Genomic DNA, 15,865 nt, shown 5'->3' with positions numbered 1-15,865 from the left:
ACCGCAAGCAGCCCGTCAATGCCGCGTACGCCGCCCGGGCGCGCGTACCGCCATCGCCTCCACGGCGAGCGTGAACCCACGCTCCTCACCGCCCTGCATTGCGCCTACGTCGACCACGTGGCGGCGGATCTCCTCGCCCTTGCCGTTACGCACCACCACGACCACGGTGTATTCCCACGGATCGCCGTCTGCGGGGTGGCGGATGGTGCCGTCGACCTTCAACGGCACGATCGGCGCCGGCTGCGCGTGCTGTGCAGCCGCCGAGTCGAAGCGCAGGTGGTGTTTGCAGGCAGGGCAGATGATCGCGCTTTCCAGGATCGTGGCCTTGCAATGCGGACAGCTGCGCGTGGCGCCGGGCGTGCCCGGGCGCGGTGCACTCATGTGGCGTCGGTGGTGTCGCCGCCCACGCTGGCCTTGGCGGCGGCTGACGGCTTGCTGCCGGCGTCTTCGCCCCAGCCGAAGTCGGCCTGGCCACGCATGCGGGCGCCCGAGGCGACGGTGAGGTTGCCGGCCTTGACGTCGCCGACCAGCACGCCGGACGTCTGCAGTTCCACCTGCGCGGCGGACTCGATATTGCCTTCCAGCTCGCCGGCGATGATGACCTTGTTGGCGCGCACGCCTCCCGTGAGCTTGGCGCCGCGTTCGATGGTGAGATCGCCCTTGACGTTGACGTCGCCCTTGAAGCGGCCGGCCAGACGCACGTGACCGGCGCCCTCGATCTTGCCTTCGATGCTGATGTCGGCGGCGATCAGCGATTCCTTCGCTTCGCCCTGACGCTGCGATGGCGCAGCGGCCGGCACGACGCTGGGCGCGGCGGCGGCGGCCGGCACCGGCGCGGCGGGGCCGGGATCGGCATTGAACAGCCGGCCATCGGCGGCAGGCGCCTCCGGGGCTGCAGGAGCACCGTCTTTCTTGTTGGGACCTTGATCGCGCCACATCGACATCGGACTGCCTCGCTTCGGGGGTCTGGGCCGACTATCGCTGCGTCAATCGATCTTTTGTGTGACAGAGCGCGCAATCCGAGACCGACAGCGCGCCGCCCTGGCCCTGTGCGTCAATCCGGCCTGCTCGCTCCGGCGCCATGACGCTCGACCCGGTTACGTCCGCGATGCTTGGCGGCATACAGCGCCGCGTCGGCCTTCTGGATCAGGCTGGCGCCCAGTTCGCCGTCGACCGGGAAACTGGCCACACCGATGGACGCGGTGACGCGCGGCAACGCGCGTTGCCCATCGGTGACCGCCAATGCCGCGATCTGCGCGCGGATCTGCTCGGCCACGCGCATGGCTTCCTCGCCATCGGCCTCGGGCAGGATCACGGTGAATTCTTCGCCACCGTAGCGGCAGGCCACATCTTCGGCGCGCAGACGGGTCAGCAGCAGCTCGCCCACCGCAGCCAGCAGCAGGTCGCCGCCAGCATGCCCCTGGCTGTCGTTGAACTGCTTGAAGTGGTCCACGTCCAGCATCAGCACCGACAGCGGCAGGCCGCGTCGCGCGCAACGGGCCAACTCATGACTGAGCGATTCTTCCAGATAGCGGCGGTTGTACAGCCCGGTCAGCGCATCGCGGATCGACTGCCGGCGCAGCGATTCGCGCAGGCGCAGGTTGCTCAGCGCCAGCGACAATTGCTCGGCCGCAGCCTCGGCGATCTCCAGGCGCGGCATCGGGCCCGGACCGGGCGAGGACAGAAACAGGAAGCCCAGCTGGGTGCCTTGCGCCGACATCGGCAGGCACGCGGTGGTGATCGGCGTCTGGCCACCCGGCTCCTCGATGTGCGCACACAACGCATCGCGGGCGAGGTCGTCGATGACATGCGGCTGGCCGCGGCGCAGCGCCCAGCATTCTTCCGGCAGCAGATGCGGTGCACTCTGCACCAGCGGCTCGCCCCAGTGACTGATCGCCTCGGCGCGATCCTGCGAGGCACGCAGCAGATACACGCTGCCGGCAACGCCCGGCAGCAGGCTGGCCAGCGTGCGGCTGGTGACCACCAACGCTTCTTCTGCGCTGATGCAGCTCTGCAGCAGCCCGGTGTAACGGCTCAGCAGGTTGAGATCGGCGGTACTGCGCTGCAGCGCGCCGACACTGTCGCCCAGTTCGCGATTGGCTTGCGCCGCCAGACGCTCGGCCTGCGCGCGATGGCGCAATTCGCGCATCAGCACCGCATACACGGTGCCGACCACCGCCAGGCCGAACGGAATGCCGGCCAACGCCAGCACCAGCAACAGGGTCGCGCTCTGCCGGCTGCTTTCGGCACGTTGCGCAAGCAGCTCCTGCTCGCGCTGCACCATCGTCAGCGCCTGCTCGCGGATGGCGCTGGTGGTGCGGAACGCGCTCTGGCGGATGCTCGCACGTGCCGGCTCCAGGCCGCCCTGCGCATAGACATCGAGCACCTGCTGGATCTGCCGCAGCCGCGCCTCCACCAACGCCTGCAGCTGGGTCAGGTGCTGCTCCTGCGACGGGTTGTCGACGATCAGCCGGCGCAGGTTGCCGAGCAGGATCGGCAGGCGCTCGACGCTGGTCTGATAGTCCAGCAGGTAGGCATCGTTGCCGGTGAGCAGGAAGCCGCGCTGCGCGGATTCGGCATCCAGCAGGCGTGCCTGGATCTCGTCGACCCGCCCGATCACTTCATGGGTGTGCGAGACCAGCGCCGCGTCGGCCAGCGAACGCCGCGCACCGACAAAGATGCCGACGCCGATCACGATGAAGATCAGCGCAGAGAAGATCAGCGCCAGCTGGTTGCGGCGGCGCGAGGAAAAGAAGGAGGGCATGCAGGATGCTAGCCTGCCGGCCTCGACAACACGAGCCCAATCGCGGCGCAAGACGTGCGCGCCGGCACGAAAGTGAAGGCAGGCAGGCGACGCGATGTGCTGTGTTCACGGTGGCGGACAGCGGCAAGCTGCGTGTCCGCATGCCTGGTGCTGCGCGGTGGCAGCGGCGTGCGCGTGCCGAGCGTGGCGCATCCTGCGCCCACCGGGGCGGTGAGCGCAGGGGACAGATGCGGCTTGAGGCAGCTGACGAATCTACTGCGCAGTGGTCAGGCGGGAGCGGCCGGTGCGCGAAAGCGGTAGGTGCCGCGTGTACACCGATGCCTCTATGCGGGCCGGCGATGCCTACCTGATAACTGCTCGTGGTCTTAGTGCTGCGGATGCTCGGCGTCGTGCTTGTCGGCGTTCTGCTCGGCCTTGTTGGCCATCTCGCGGGTCTTGTCGGCGGTTGCGTCTGCGGCATTGGCAGTCGCACGGCTGGCATCGGCGGCCAGTTCGCGTGCGGCCACGCGGGCGTCGGCGGTGGCAGCCTTGGCCTGCACTGCGGCGCGGTCGGCGGCCTGTTCGGTGGCAGCTGCGGCATGCTTTGCGGCAGAGGCAGCGTCGCGGCGCGCCTGCTCCGCATCGGGGCCCTGACAGGCAGCAAGGGTGAGGGCGGCAATGGCGCTCAACGACAGCATGCGGATCGTCTTCATGAGGTGGTCCTGTTCCTGTTCCGGTGTTGGAGAGCGGAGCTTATGCAGGGCTCGATGCAGCCTGCGTCAAGGTGCGTCCCACGCCCGCGTCGCCGGACGACAGGGCCGGGAGCGCGGCCTCCAGGCCCTCGAGCGTCGAAGCAGGCGCGTTGCCCGGCAAATCGCGGGCAAAGAAAAAGCCGCTGGAAACCAGCGGCTTTTTCCGAACTCGCTTGGAGTCAAGAAGTGATTACTTCTTGGCTTCTTCGGCGGTGTCCTTAGCAGCTTCGGCGGTGTTTTCAGCCGTCTTGGCAGCGTCGGCAGCCTGCTCAGCAGCAGCGTCGGTCGCGGCGCCGGAAGCGGACTGGGCAGCGTCAGCAGCGGTGTCGGCCGAAGCAGCGGCGGTGTTGGCAGCAGCCTGAGCGGCGTCAGCCGACTGCGAGCCCGAGGCAGCAGCCTGGTCGGCAGCGGTCTGAGCGTCGGCAGCAGCTTCGTTAGCCGAAGCAGCAGCGTCCTGAGCCTGTTCCGGCTTCGAGCAAGCGGTCAGGGCCAGGCCCAGCGCCATTGCGATCAGCAGCTTGTTGATGGTCATTGTTTCAATCCTCGTCGTTAGATTAGGCAACGCGCTATTGCGCGCCCCCGACATGATGACGGCCACAAGACGAGTGTCAAGCGTACGCGCATTCAGCTTTGCAAAATCGACGTTAATACCAATTAAATCAATTCGATAGCGATAGCGGTCGCCTCGCCGCCACCGATGCATAGCGTCGCGATCCCGCGCTTGCCTCCGCGCGTGCGCAACGCGTTCACCAATGTCACTACCAGCCGTGCACCGGACGCGCCGATGGGATGGCCCAGCGCGCAGGCACCACCGTGCACGTTGACCTTGTCGTGCGCGATGCCCAGTTCCTTGATCGGCACCATCGGCACCACGGCAAAGGCTTCGTTGATTTCAAACAGGTCCACCTCGTCCAGTTGCCAGCCGATCTTGCCGACCAACGACTGGATCGCCGATACCGGCGCGGTGGTGAACCACTCCGGTGCCTGCGAGTGGGTGACGTGGCCGACGATGCGCGCCAGCGGCGTCACGCCACGTTGTTGGGCATCGTCCGCGCGCATCAGCACGGTGATTGCCGCGCCGTCGGAAATGCTCGACGAACTGGCGGCGGTGACGGTGCCGTCCTTCTTGAAGGCCGGCTTCAGGGTCGGGATCTTGGCCACGTCGGACTTGCCCGGCTGCTCGTCGCTGTCGACGACCACCGCGCCCTTGCGCGTGGTCACCGTGAACGGAACGATTTCATCGGCGAATGCGCCGCTGCGCTGCGCCGCCTGCGCGCGTTCCACCGAGGCGATGGCGAAGGCGTCCTGGTCTGCGCGGCTGAAACCGAACTTTTCCGCCGTGGCCTCACCGAACACGCCCATGGCCTGGCCGTCGTACGGGTTGGTCAACCCGTCCCAGGCCATGTGATCCACCGCCTGGAAGTTGCCGTAGCGGTTGCCGGTGCGCGAGTTGGGCAGCAGATGCGGCGCGTTGCTCATCGACTCCATGCCGCCGGCCACCACGATGCTGGCCGAACCGGCCTTGATCAGGTCGTGCCCGAACATGATCGCCTTCATCCCCGAGCCGCACACCTTGTTGATGGTGGTGGCACCGGTGGAGGTAGGGATGCCGGCGGCGATCGCGGCCTGCCGCGCAGGCGCCTGGCCGAGATTGGCCGGCAGCACGCAGCCAACGATGACTTCGGACACATCGGCCGGCGCGATCTGCGATTGCGCGAGCGCCGCTTCGATGGCGGCGGCGGCGAGCGTGGGTGCCGGCACACCATTGAATTGACCGAGAAACGAGCCGATGGCAGTGCGTTTGGCAGCAACGATGACGATGTCGGACATGAGCGGATACCGTTTAAAGTGAAACGATTATCTGCCTCGCGGCTGATTCGCGCCAGCAAGCTGAAGTGCGACGACAGCGGCGCGGCCGTGGTGTATATGATGCGGTCAGGGCCCGGGATGGGGCCCATCCATGGAATGGGTTCGGGGAGAACATACGCAATGAAGAAGAGAGACGTCGCCAGGACCGTCCTGGCCTCGGCGTTGGCTGTGGCGTTGACCGCCTGTGGCGGCGGCGGTGGCGGAGGCGGAATTCGTCCCACCACCCCCAGCGCACCGCCACCGACCTCGCCGCCGCCACCGCCACCCCCTACGTCGCCGCCACCGCCACCGCCGCCGGTGACTGCACCGACACCGGAGCCTGCGATCGACGCGCATCTGGCGTTGACCAACACGCGCGCTGCGCAGGCGCTGGGCTTTACCGGCGCCGGCTACCGCATCGGCGTGGTCGATAGCGGCATCAACGCCAATCATCCGGCCCTGCAGGGGCGCGTGAGCGACAGCTTCATCCACGTCGACCCACGGACCAACAACGTCGCGGTCGGCGACGTGGTGGGCCATGGCACGGCGGTGGCCGAGCTTGCCGCCGGGCGCGCGGTTGGCCAGTGGCCCGGCGGCATCGCTCCGGGGGCCGGCCTGGTCTCGGCGCGCATCATCAACGACCGCGCGCCGGTGGACGATGGCAGTGGCCAAGGCAACGAGCTCGATGGGCCGCTCGGCCTGGCACCGGTGCACGCCGATCTGATCGGTGCCGGCGTGCGCATCATGAATAATTCGTGGGGCGGTCTGTATTGGAACAATCCAGCGGTCACCAATCAGGTCGCGCAGGAATACCGCTCCTTCGTGATCGGCAACGACGGTCTGGTGGTGTTTGCCTCGGGGAACGAGTCGCGATCCCAGCCCTCCGATACCGCAGCGTTGCCCAGTCAGGTGGGTCCCAACGGGACGCTGCCGGCGGCGGATCTGGAGCGCGGCTGGCTGGTGGTCGGCGCGCTGGACACCGCCAATCCCACCCAGCTGGCGTCGTACTCCAATGCCTGTGGCGTGGCGATGCGGTATTGCCTGGTCGCACCGGGCACCTCGCTGTTCGTCGATCCGGACGCCACCGCCGGCAACGTCAGCTATTTCTACGGTAGCGGAACCTCGTTTGCCGCACCGCTGGTATCCGGCGCAGCGGCATTGGTATGGCAGGCGTTTCCGTACTTCACCAACGATCTGGTGCGGCAGACCTTGTTGGGCACGGCCACCGATCTAGGCGCGACAGGTGCCGATCCGGTGTTCGGTTACGGCCTGCTCAACGTGGGCAAGGCGGTGCTTGGGCCGGCGCGTTTCGACTGGGGCACGGTCGACGTCACGGTCAACACGCTGCGGTCCACCTGGGCCAACGACATCAGTGGCGCTGGCGGCCTGACCAAGCGCGGTACCGGCACCTTGGTGCTGGGCAGCACGGCCAATACCTACACCGGCGACACCCAGGTGCTGGGCGGCACCCTGCAAACCGCCAGTCTGCAAAGTGCGCGCGTGGGCGTTGCCAATGGCGCCACGTTGATTGGCGCCGGCCGCATCGGCGGCGCGCTCGCTAACGCAGGTACCGTGCAGGTGAACAGTGCGGTGCTGACGGTCGACGGCAACTACACGCAGGCCAGCAACGGACGTCTGGCCGTGAACGTGGGCGACCGCTTGAACGTGACCGGCACCGCGACCATCGCCGGCGATCTGCAACTGCTCGGCCGGCGTGCGTACGTGGCCGACAATACGACCTACGCGGTCTTGCAGGCGACCAATGGCTTGCAGGGTACCTTCGACACGGTCAGCGGCGGGCCGGCAGTGACGTTCCTGACGGCCACGCGCAGCTACGACGCCAACACCGCATTCGTGTCGCTGCAACGCATGGATGTCACCGCGGTTGCAGCATCGCTGGGTGCGATCGGCACCGCGTCGATGGACGCTGCCATCCGCGTGGAGCAGGCTTTCCAGAAAGTGGACGCGCAGCAGTTGCAGGGCAGCGCTGGCATCAGCAGCGGCTTCATTCGCGCTGCGGCAGCGTTGCAGCAGGCACCTGATGCGAAGGCGGCAGCCGATTCGTTGCGCAGTCTGTCCGGGCATGCGCATGCGGCGTCTGCGGCAATGACCTTCGACACCATCGATCTGGGGCGGCGCGCCCTGGCATCGCACTTCGATGGTCTGTCGCAGCAACCGCGCATGCTGGGCACCTGGCAGCGTGCGCTGGGCGGGCCGGGCGAGGGCGGAGTGACCACGGCAGGATTTGCCACCTCCGGCTGGATGATGGGCAACGACCTGCGTCTGTCATCAGGCGCCGTGGCCGGGTTTGCGTTTGGCGAAACACGTTCCAATAGCCTCGGTGATCTGGACGCTGCACGCGGCCGCGACCGGCAAGTGCAGGCGCAGCTCTATTGGGGGACGACACTGGGGCCTGCCTACACGCTGGGCCAGCTGGGCGTCGGCAACGTCGACCGGCAGATCGAACGCAGCCTGCAACTGGGCGAAGAACGCAGCAGCGCCTTCAGCGATTACAGCGCCAGCTATCTCAGCGGCAATCTGGAAGCCGGTTATCGCCTGGGCCACGCAGCGGAGTCGTTGACGCCTTACATGGGCCTGGACTACGTGCATTTGCGCAGCGAAGGCTTTCGCGAAAGTGGCGGCGATGGTTTCGGCCTGCGGGCCGATGCAAGCACCTCATCGCGCACCCAGATGCTGGCTGGCCTGCGCTCTGCCTACCGCTGGCGCGGCCTCCAGCTGGGCGGTTACGCCGAGTGGCAGCAGGCGTTGAGCAGCCAGGGGCTGATGCTGGATGCCAGCTTCAATGGCGTCGAGGCGTGGGCCCCCTTGCGCGGCATGCAGCCGGCACGCTCGGGCGCTGTGTTCGGGCTTGCCGCCTCTGCGCCGTTGGGGCACCAGGGCCAGCTGCGTTTCGGGTACGACCAGCGGGTGGGCGAACGTGGCGACGACCACGCGTTGAGCCTGAAGTACAGCGCCGATTTCTGATCGGTGTCTGCGGCGCCCGGGTGCAATGCCCAGGCGCCGTGTGCGCGGCGGCGATCGCGGACGCGCGCAGACCGTCAGGCGCGGCCCGCTCGCCGGACGCGCTTATTCGCCGCGTAATTTGTGCAGGAAGCGTGGTGCGGTGCGGCCCAGCGGCAGTTTGAGTTTGCTGATGGCCTCGATGCGCGTTTCGGCTATCTGATCGGCCGCCTGCTGCGGCGACACGTCCAGCTTGGCCGACAGGTCGAAGACCTTTTCCAGGTTGTGATAGATGCTGCGGATCAGCCGCATGGCGCGTTCGCGGTTGTAGCCATCGATTTCCAGCGACACATTCATGACACCGCCGGCATTGACCACATAATCCGGTGCATACAGGATGCCGCGCCTGTGCAGTTCCTGGCCGATGGCCGCGCTGGCCAGCTGATTGTTCGCGGTGCCGCAGATGATCTTGGCCTTGAGCTGCGGCAACGTGTCTTCGTTGATTGCGCCTTCCAGCGCGCAGGGGGCGAACACGTCGGCGGACACCTGGTGGATTTCGTCCGGGCGCACCGCCTCGGCGCCATATTCGGCTACCGCGCGATCCACCAGCGCCTGATTCAGATCGGCCACATAGAGTTTGGCGCCGCGTTCCTTGAGCAGCTTCACCAGCTCCATGCCGATGTGGCCCAGGCCCTGGATCGCGATGCTGGCCTTGCCCACTTCCTCATGGCCGAGCTTGCGATTGAGCGAGGCCATCAGTGCCTGCAGTGCGCCATAGGCGGTGAACGGTGCCGGGTCGCCGGAGCCGCGATGCACCTGATGCACGCCGGTGACGTATTCGCTCTCCAGGTAGATCTGCTCCATGTCGTTGACGTCGGTGCCGACGTCCTCGGAGGTGATGTAGCGCCCGCCCAAGGTGTCGACAAACCGGCCGAAGGCGCGAAACAGCGCCTCGCTCTTGTCGGTCTTGGGGTCGCCGATGATCACCGCCTTGCCGCCGCCCACGTTCAGGCCGGCCAGCGCGTTCTTGTAGGTCATGGTGCGGCTGAGCCGCAATGCGTCCGTGAGCGCCGCCTCGCTACTGGGATAGGGGCGCATGCGCACGCCGCCCAGGGCCGGGCCCAGCTGCGTACTGTGCAGGGCAATGATGGCTTTCAGACCGGCGTCGCGGTTGTGGCAGAAGATCACCTGCTCGTGGCCGGTGGTATCGAGGGTTTCGAAAAGCATCGAAGGCTCCGCGGGGCTGCGTGATGTGCCTTCCCTGAGGCCGGGCGTGGACCCGAGCGATGGGAAACAAAAAACGCGACGTCTGCAGACCCTGTCCGATCACGTCGCGCTGCAACATTTTAAACCACGTCGGCAGGGGGGCGTGCATGAATCTGTTCACCAATCCCGATAGCGCTGCTGCCGCATCCATAGCGTCCCCAGCCACTTGGTGCCGGCCACGACCGGCAGGCCGGCATGTAGCGAATCGGGATCGGGGCGGCCGTCGGCGTGCAGGTTGTCGAAGCACACCACCGAACCGGCGCGCGGTTGCACGCTGACGCCGGCAACCGGGAAATCGGTCTGACCACCTGCCTCGACCGCATTGAGATACACGCAGACGGTGCGCAGGCGATTGCCAGCCGCCGGGCGATCTGCCGCGACCCTGGCCGCCGGGAGATAGTCGCGATGCGCGCGATAATGCTCGCCTGGTGCATAACACAGCACCGACAGCGGCTCGGCGTGGGTCAGGGGCAGCTGCGCGCAGGCCGCCAGCCGTGCCTGCGCCACGCGGGCGGCGAAGTCTTCCAGCACCGGGTCCAGCGTGGCGCCGCGGCTGGTGCGTATCGGCGTGCGGTGCGTCAGCGCATCATCGGGGTCGACGACCTGGGAGGCACGCAGGTGCGGCTGCGCCAGCAGGATCAGCAAGCGGCACTCGTCGGCGGACAGCACGGCCGCATGCTCTTCGATCAGCGGGGCGGCATGACGGCGCGTCGGCATCGCGCGCGGGGTGAAGCGGACACGCTCGGGGCCGCTGTCGTCGGCACGGTCCGGTGGCGCAACGTGGACGGCCGGCAGTGCCGCGACGCCGACCTGCTGCAGCTGTTGCAGCAGGCGTGCGGCGGCCTCCGGCTGGGCCGGGACGCCCTCGCCACGCAGCAGTCGCTCGGCCAGCAGGGCGGCCGCAGGCGCATCGCCGGCCGCCGCTGCGCGCTCCAGCAGGCTGACGCAGCGCTGCTGCTGGTGCGGATGATCGATGCGGCCGTGGAGCACGGCCAGGGCACGCAGGGCGGGCGGGTAGCCGGCCGCAGCGGCGGCGTGCAGGCGTGCGACCGCCTGCGGCTCCAGCGCAAGCGGATCGTTGGTGACGGCACACGTGGCCAACAGGTACCCCGCTTGTGCGGCGCCCTGGCGCTCGGCGGCTTCCCAATGCGTCAGCGCCTGCCGCAGATCCACTGCGCAGCCGATGCCGTAGGCCAGCAGGCGGCCGGCTTCGATCAGGGCGGTGACATCGCCTGCGGCCGCACCGCGTGCGTACCAGGCCAGGGCTTGCTCTGGCTGGCCGGCGCGGACCAGTGCCTGCGCCAAGGCATTCATGGCCGCCGGCTGCCGGCTGTGTGCAGCGAGGGTGAGCTGTGCGAGAGAGGCGGCAGGCATGCCTGCATCCTAAGCCCACACCCGACACGGCGCGATCAGCCGCCCGCTTCCAGCGCCAGCTGGGTCAGATACAGGCGCAGGTCGAACTCCAGTTGGTGATAGTCCGATGTCATGTGGTTGCACAGTTGATAGAAGGCCTTGTTGTGATCGGCCTCCTTCAGGTGCGCCAATTCGTGGGCCACGATCATCTGCAGGAAGGGTTCGGGCGCGTCGCGGAATACCGAGGCGATGCGGATTTCACGGCTGGCCTTGAGCCGCCCGCCGTGCACGCGCGAGATGGCGGTGTGGGTGCCCAGGGCGTGCTTCACCACCTGCAGATGATTGTCGTACACGGCCTTGTGCAAGGTGGGCGATGAGCGCATGTAGCGTTCCTTCATTGCCTTGACGTAGTCGTACAGATGACGATCGGTGCGAACCGTGTGCCGGTCGGGGTAACGTCGCGCCAGCACTGCGGCAAGCTTGTCCTGCGCTATCAGCGCGCGCACCTGATCCAGGACGGCGGGCGGATAACCGGCGAGATAACGAAGAGTGTCCATGGCCAATGCAGGCTGCGAGAACTCCATGATCGCGCATGCGGAGGATGCTGGCTAATCCGTGTCATTGGACTGTAGCGCGCAGCTCTCTAAACGCAGCGGATGGCAATGGGTGTCGCCCGGCAACGCGGGCGTGCGCCGGGCAAAGGATGCAGCCGGCGTGATGGCTGCGATGGTGCTGCGGTCACGCGCGGTGATTCGCACGGCAGCGCTCTGGCCACGTCAACGCGCGGTCAATGGCGATCCGCACGCCCCCGCATCTGCGGGGCGCCGATACTGCGCAACGCAGCAATGTGGCAGCGTGTGTCATGCGTATTCACGAATGCGGCACGCCGGAATCGGTAGCGTGCAGCGCATGTTTTGCGGCGACGCGTCGCAAGCACACGATCGAACAACGGCGCTGTGCCGGATTAGGAGACGACAACATGATCAAGTGGGCCATTATTTTCGCCATCATCGGACTGATTGCCGGTGCGCTCGGTTTCGGCGGGATGGCAGGCGCTGCGATGGGAATTGCCAAGTTCCTGTTCTGGGCCGGCATCATCATTGCCATCGTGCTATTTGTGCTGGGCATGACGATTGCCAAGAAGGTGACCTGACGCGCAACCGCAGCCGGACGCCATGTGCCGTCGGCTGCAGTCACGCAAAGAGCGGCCATTGGCCGCTCTTTTTTTGGGGCGAAACTCAACCGCAAGGATCGCTGCCGGGCTCGACCGTCAAGTGACGGTCGATCAGACGCCGGTGTCGTCCGCTGTGGTGTGCAGCGCGATGTTCAATTGATCGATGGTCACGATCCAGTCGGCATCGTCGAGACGCTCTTCACGCAGCAACTGTGCCTGTGCCGGCGTCCAGAACGGCGCTTCTTCCAGGCGCATGTCGCCCGGCAACGGCGAATGCGCGGCGATGAACGTGCGAATGCTGGCTTCATCGGATGGCAAGCCGAGCTGGGCGAACAGTTCGGAGAAGGGGTGGACCGGTTGTTCCATTGCAAATCCCTCGTAGGTGCGGATGACGGGTGCGGATGAATGAATGGTAGAGCACCTGGCTTGAGGACACTGTGCACGGCTGGCTTGGATTTGCCTGCGGCCATGACCATAGTGTCTGCCTGACCAGCAAGGCGAGACGACCATGGCAACCGGATGGGCGGGTGATGGGGCGGTGCAGGACCAGATCGATGCCACCGTCGAGGACGCGATCAAGCGTGCGCGGAGCCAGTTGCACCAGGGCCCGAGCCTGACCCACTGCGAGGAATGCGAGGCGCCGATTCCCGACGCGCGTCGCAAGGCAGTGCCTGGCGTGCATCTATGTGTGCAGTGTCAGCAAGCGCATGACCAGGAGCAGGGCGCGCTAAGTGGCTTCAACCGTCGTGGCAGCAAGGACAGTCAGCTGCGTTGAACCAGCGGCGTCGAAGCTGGACCGACCAGTGTTATGTAATGGCCCGATGCGCTACAGCGATAGATACGCAATGCACGCGCGCGAAGGCTCCGGGAATGTGCGGAGCGCAGCTGCGTCTCCTGTACTCAGTTGGCGTTGAAGCCGCTGCTCTCGCGCCAACGGCGCGTGGTGCGCTGGAAAAACAGGCTGTTGGGCACTTGCAGCACGCTGCCGGCATGGTCGCCGGTTTCTTCGAGCGTGGTGTAGATCACGTTGATGTCGATCACGCGGCCTTTCAGGCCGGGCTTGTCGCCGCCTTCCAGCAGCTCGATGTGATCGTGCAGCCGGAACGGACGCGTGGTGATGATCAGGAAGGTGCAGAAGATATTCGACAGCACGCTCCATGCAGCGAAGAACGCTACTGCGCCGACGGCCGCGAAGCTGGTGAAGGCGGTCCACAGTACGCCGGTGGAGACACCGAGGATATGCAATGAGATCAGGACGGCGCTGAGCGAGATCACGAAGCTGCCCACACGCCGGATGCCGATCGTGATCTCGACAGGCACGTTGTAATGCGCGCACAGCCGCCGGAGCAGCTGCCGCAGCAGCAGCCGCGTCAGCGCGGCAACCGCCAGGATCAGGACGATGTTGATGGTGGGCACCGCAACCGCCAGCCATTCCGGATTCCAGTGCGGCAACAGGCTTCGGATCATTGCGGGCAAGGCGTCGGGCGCGGACATCACATCATGCGAAAGCAAAAGAGCCGCCATTGTAATGGTGCACCCTGCGTGCACCAGATGCGTGGGATGAATGCATGCTCATCCGGCAGTGCGCCGGGCGCGCCGCGCGAGATGTGAGCGGCGCTGGATGCGGATGTCTTCAGTGGCGACACATCATTCGGTGGCTGCCCAGGGCGACGGCCGGGCAACTGTGCCGGCAAAGCGCCTGCCTGCGACGCTCGGCGCGGCGAACGGTGGCATCACACTGAAATCGCACTCCGGGTCGATACGCCCCGATGACGCCAGGAGGCCGGAAACAAACGTGCCACCTTGCGGTGGCACGTCGGTTCAACACTTCAAGGCAACCCTTGCAGGCAGCTACCGGTCTGCACGCGTAGCGGCGGGCATCGACGGCAGCCTGTTTGCCGCTCAGCCGATCTTGTCGCCATCGTTGCGCGCGGGGCCGAAGTTGGTGGTGAGCACTTCGATCCGGCCGCCGGTCTTGCGGAACGCGGCGATGTCGGCAGCGATACGCTCACGACTGAGCGGCTGCGACTTGCCTTCGCTGCGAGCGATGCTGGGCTGGGATTTCTGCTTGGTCGCGGGACGTGCCATGTGGCCTCCTGTAGCGGGGAAGTGCAAGGACACCGCATGCGGCAAGGGTGGCGCGCGCGGAAGCGGTGTCGAGAGGTGCGAGTGCGTTCGGTGCGCAATCGCGGCGGCACGGCGGGCGTGCCTTGCAGACAAGACGGCGGGGCGTCAGGCAGCAACCGCGTATTATAGGCGCCAAGTACCGATTTGTGTTAATGCTCCGACGGACGGGCGTCGCCCGCCGCGGCCCAGGCCAGGCCCTGCACCACGCCGAAGGACGGATCGCCGTGCACCATGCGCGATTCCGGAAATGCCGCCGCCACCGTGTCGCGGATGTAGCCGGCACGCGACATGCCACCGGTGAGAAACAGCGTGGCCGGAGGCGTGGGCAGGTCGGCGCGCACCTGCGCCAGCAGTCCTGCCAGTTCCTGGAGGTAGTTCGAGGCGGACGCAACCAGTGCGCTGGCCTGCACGTCTACGTGCAGGGCGCGTTCGATGAACTCCAGCGATGCCTGGTGCTGGTCGAGCTCGCTGAGCGCGATCTTGCAGGCTTCCACGGCGCGATACAGGCGCGCGGTGTTGCCGGTGTCCTGCAGGGCCTGCAGGCGGGTGTCGAACGGGGCAGGGACGTCGCGGTACGTGTGCAGGCGGAATTCGCGTTGCCGGGTCATGTCCTGCACCATCGCCGCTTCCACGTAATGGTGCGCCGGAACGCGGGTGATGCCGCGGCCGAACAGCGGCATGTAGGCGGCCAGATTGAGCGCCAGATCGATATCGGTGCCGCCGCGCGCGATCCCCCAGGCGCGATGCACCTGCGGTGGTGCGCTGCCGCCCACGCTGGCATGGGCGATATCGGTGGTGCCGCCGCCGATGTCCACCACCACGGTGTCGTGCCGGGCGTCGTGGCTGACGTGGTAGTGCATGGCGGCCGCGGCGGGCTCTTCGAGAAAGTCCACGCTGTCGAACCCGGCGGCGATGGCGGCGGTCTGCAGGATCTCCAGCGCCTGTGCATTGCCGGCTTCGCCGATCGAACTGCGAAATTGCACCGGGCGGCCGATCACGGCGCTGCGGATGGTGACGTCGAACTGACGCGAGGCAGTGAGGCGGATGTGCTCCAGCACGTGCGTGGCGATGCCGGTGATGGTCTGGCGGGCACGCGGGTGCAGGTTGTAGCCCAGCATCGATTTGGGGCTTTGCACCAGATTGCCTTCGCCTTCCAGGAAGTACGCATCCAGCGCGTCGTCGCCGTAGACCGCGTTCTGCAGCAGCGCCGCCGAACTGCGTGGCTCGCGCACCTGTTCTTCCATCCATTGGCGACGCACGATGCGCAGCGCTTCGCGGCGCAGACTGTCCTGAGTCGGCGTGCGGCCGGCGGCGGTGGCGTCGCGGCGCGCGGAGTCGATCAGCCGCTCCATCTCGTATTCCAGCGCGGGCGTGAGGCTGAAATCCTCCGGGTCGCGCATGGTCTCGGGAAAGTACACCGTAGTGCGGAACTGCAAGGCGTCGCCGAAGCGCACCGGTTCCACCTGGCCATCGACGATTGCGGCGGCGGCGGAGTTGCTGGTACCGAAGTCGATGCCGAGTTTCATGCAGACAGGCCTTCAAAGCGGGCCGCGCACTTTACTACGGCCGCCGCAGCTGCCGTCCAGACCGGCGTGCCAGGCGGCGTGCCGGCCGATGCGCCGCGCGCCGCCTGGCACGCGA

16 protein-coding genes are annotated in these 15,865 nt (G+C 66.8%); 3 read left to right on the top strand and 13 right to left on the bottom strand.

The window, feature by feature from the left end; all coding sequences use genetic code 11:
- Positions 1-15: 15 nt before the first annotated feature.
- The 6 genes from XnspCFBP7698_RS09870 to XnspCFBP7698_RS09845 all read right to left on the bottom strand — a co-directional run bounded on the left by XnspCFBP7698_RS09870 (position 16) and on the right by XnspCFBP7698_RS09845 (position 5,325).
- A complete protein-coding gene (locus XnspCFBP7698_RS09870) occupies positions 16-381 on the bottom strand; it encodes a hypothetical protein (protein WP_104581054.1) in 366 nt (121 codons plus the stop codon).
- Complete coding sequence (locus tag XnspCFBP7698_RS09865) at positions 378-944, bottom strand: polymer-forming cytoskeletal protein (RefSeq protein ID WP_047694349.1); 567 nt, start codon at positions 942-944, stop codon at positions 378-380. The genes XnspCFBP7698_RS09870 and XnspCFBP7698_RS09865 overlap by 4 nt, the downstream gene beginning before the upstream one ends.
- A gap of 110 nt (positions 945-1,054) precedes the next feature.
- Positions 1,055-2,764 (bottom strand): diguanylate cyclase, encoded by a 1,710-nt coding sequence (locus tag XnspCFBP7698_RS09860; protein ID WP_047694351.1) that lies wholly within the window; start codon positions 2,762-2,764, stop codon positions 1,055-1,057.
- Positions 2,765-3,129: 365 nt separating this feature from the next.
- Positions 3,130-3,456, bottom strand: a complete 327-nt coding sequence (locus tag XnspCFBP7698_RS09855; protein WP_047694353.1) for a hypothetical protein — start codon at positions 3,454-3,456, stop codon at positions 3,130-3,132.
- A 229-nt stretch (positions 3,457-3,685) separates the two neighbouring features.
- Complete coding sequence (locus XnspCFBP7698_RS09850) at positions 3,686-4,027, bottom strand: hypothetical protein (RefSeq protein WP_039406586.1); 342 nt, start codon at positions 4,025-4,027, stop codon at positions 3,686-3,688.
- A 122-nt stretch (positions 4,028-4,149) separates the two neighbouring features.
- A complete protein-coding gene (locus XnspCFBP7698_RS09845) occupies positions 4,150-5,325 on the bottom strand; it encodes an acetyl-CoA C-acyltransferase (RefSeq protein ID WP_104581055.1) in 1,176 nt (391 codons plus the stop codon).
- A gap of 159 nt (positions 5,326-5,484) precedes the next feature.
- Here XnspCFBP7698_RS09845 and XnspCFBP7698_RS09840 point away from each other — a divergent pair, with 159 nt between their 5' ends.
- Entirely contained in the window at positions 5,485-8,328 is a 2,844-nt protein-coding gene (locus XnspCFBP7698_RS09840; protein ID WP_123137392.1) for an autotransporter serine protease, read from the top strand.
- Positions 8,329-8,430: 102 nt separating this feature from the next.
- Here the strand turns inward: XnspCFBP7698_RS09840 and XnspCFBP7698_RS09835 are convergent, their stop codons facing one another.
- The 3 genes from XnspCFBP7698_RS09835 to XnspCFBP7698_RS09825 form a co-directional block, all read right to left on the bottom strand.
- Positions 8,431-9,531 carry a Glu/Leu/Phe/Val dehydrogenase dimerization domain-containing protein gene (locus XnspCFBP7698_RS09835; RefSeq protein ID WP_104581566.1) on the bottom strand — a complete coding sequence of 367 codons (1,101 nt, stop codon included), beginning with the start codon at positions 9,529-9,531 and terminating at the stop codon, positions 8,431-8,433.
- A gap of 156 nt (positions 9,532-9,687) precedes the next feature.
- Positions 9,688-10,944: a 2OG-Fe(II) oxygenase gene (locus tag XnspCFBP7698_RS21355; RefSeq protein WP_146093284.1), complete on the bottom strand. Its 1,257-nt coding sequence runs from the start codon at positions 10,942-10,944 to the stop codon at positions 9,688-9,690.
- A gap of 35 nt (positions 10,945-10,979) precedes the next feature.
- Positions 10,980-11,507 (bottom strand): M48 family metallopeptidase, encoded by a 528-nt coding sequence (locus XnspCFBP7698_RS09825; RefSeq protein WP_047693730.1) that lies wholly within the window; start codon positions 11,505-11,507, stop codon positions 10,980-10,982.
- Positions 11,508-11,902: 395 nt separating this feature from the next.
- Here XnspCFBP7698_RS09825 and XnspCFBP7698_RS09820 point away from each other — a divergent pair, with 395 nt between their 5' ends.
- Entirely contained in the window at positions 11,903-12,076 is a 174-nt protein-coding gene (locus tag XnspCFBP7698_RS09820; protein ID WP_003489471.1) for a DUF1328 domain-containing protein, read from the top strand.
- Between the two features lie 132 nt (positions 12,077-12,208).
- Here the strand turns inward: XnspCFBP7698_RS09820 and XnspCFBP7698_RS09815 are convergent, their stop codons facing one another.
- The gene (locus XnspCFBP7698_RS09815) at positions 12,209-12,463 is read right to left on the bottom strand and encodes a DUF2789 domain-containing protein (RefSeq protein ID WP_104581567.1); all 255 of its coding nucleotides are present in this window, start codon (positions 12,461-12,463) and stop codon (positions 12,209-12,211) included.
- 142 nt (positions 12,464-12,605) lie between these two features.
- Between XnspCFBP7698_RS09815 and XnspCFBP7698_RS09810 the strand changes: the two genes are divergently transcribed.
- Positions 12,606-12,872: a DksA/TraR family C4-type zinc finger protein gene (locus tag XnspCFBP7698_RS09810; protein WP_047693724.1), complete on the top strand. Its 267-nt coding sequence runs from the start codon at positions 12,606-12,608 to the stop codon at positions 12,870-12,872.
- A 125-nt stretch (positions 12,873-12,997) separates the two neighbouring features.
- On the opposite strand, the gene XnspCFBP7698_RS09805 is transcribed toward XnspCFBP7698_RS09810, so the two are convergent.
- From XnspCFBP7698_RS09805 to XnspCFBP7698_RS09795, 3 genes are all read right to left on the bottom strand, one after another.
- Complete coding sequence (locus tag XnspCFBP7698_RS09805; protein WP_039406540.1) at positions 12,998-13,591, bottom strand: mechanosensitive ion channel family protein; 594 nt, start codon at positions 13,589-13,591, stop codon at positions 12,998-13,000.
- Positions 13,592-13,999: 408 nt separating this feature from the next.
- Entirely contained in the window at positions 14,000-14,185 is a 186-nt protein-coding gene (locus tag XnspCFBP7698_RS09800) for a hypothetical protein (RefSeq protein WP_029221706.1), read from the bottom strand.
- Between the two features lie 188 nt (positions 14,186-14,373).
- Positions 14,374-15,750, bottom strand: a complete 1,377-nt coding sequence (locus XnspCFBP7698_RS09795) for an Hsp70 family protein (RefSeq protein WP_104581568.1) — start codon at positions 15,748-15,750, stop codon at positions 14,374-14,376.
- Between the last annotated feature and the right edge of the window lie 115 nt (positions 15,751-15,865).

The organism is Xanthomonas sp. CFBP 7698, assembly GCF_003600855.1.
Classification (GTDB): Bacteria; Pseudomonadota; Gammaproteobacteria; order Xanthomonadales; family Xanthomonadaceae; genus Xanthomonas; species Xanthomonas cannabis.
Note: the sequence above shows the minus strand (reverse complement) of the source record. Positions and strands in the feature narration are given on the sequence as shown.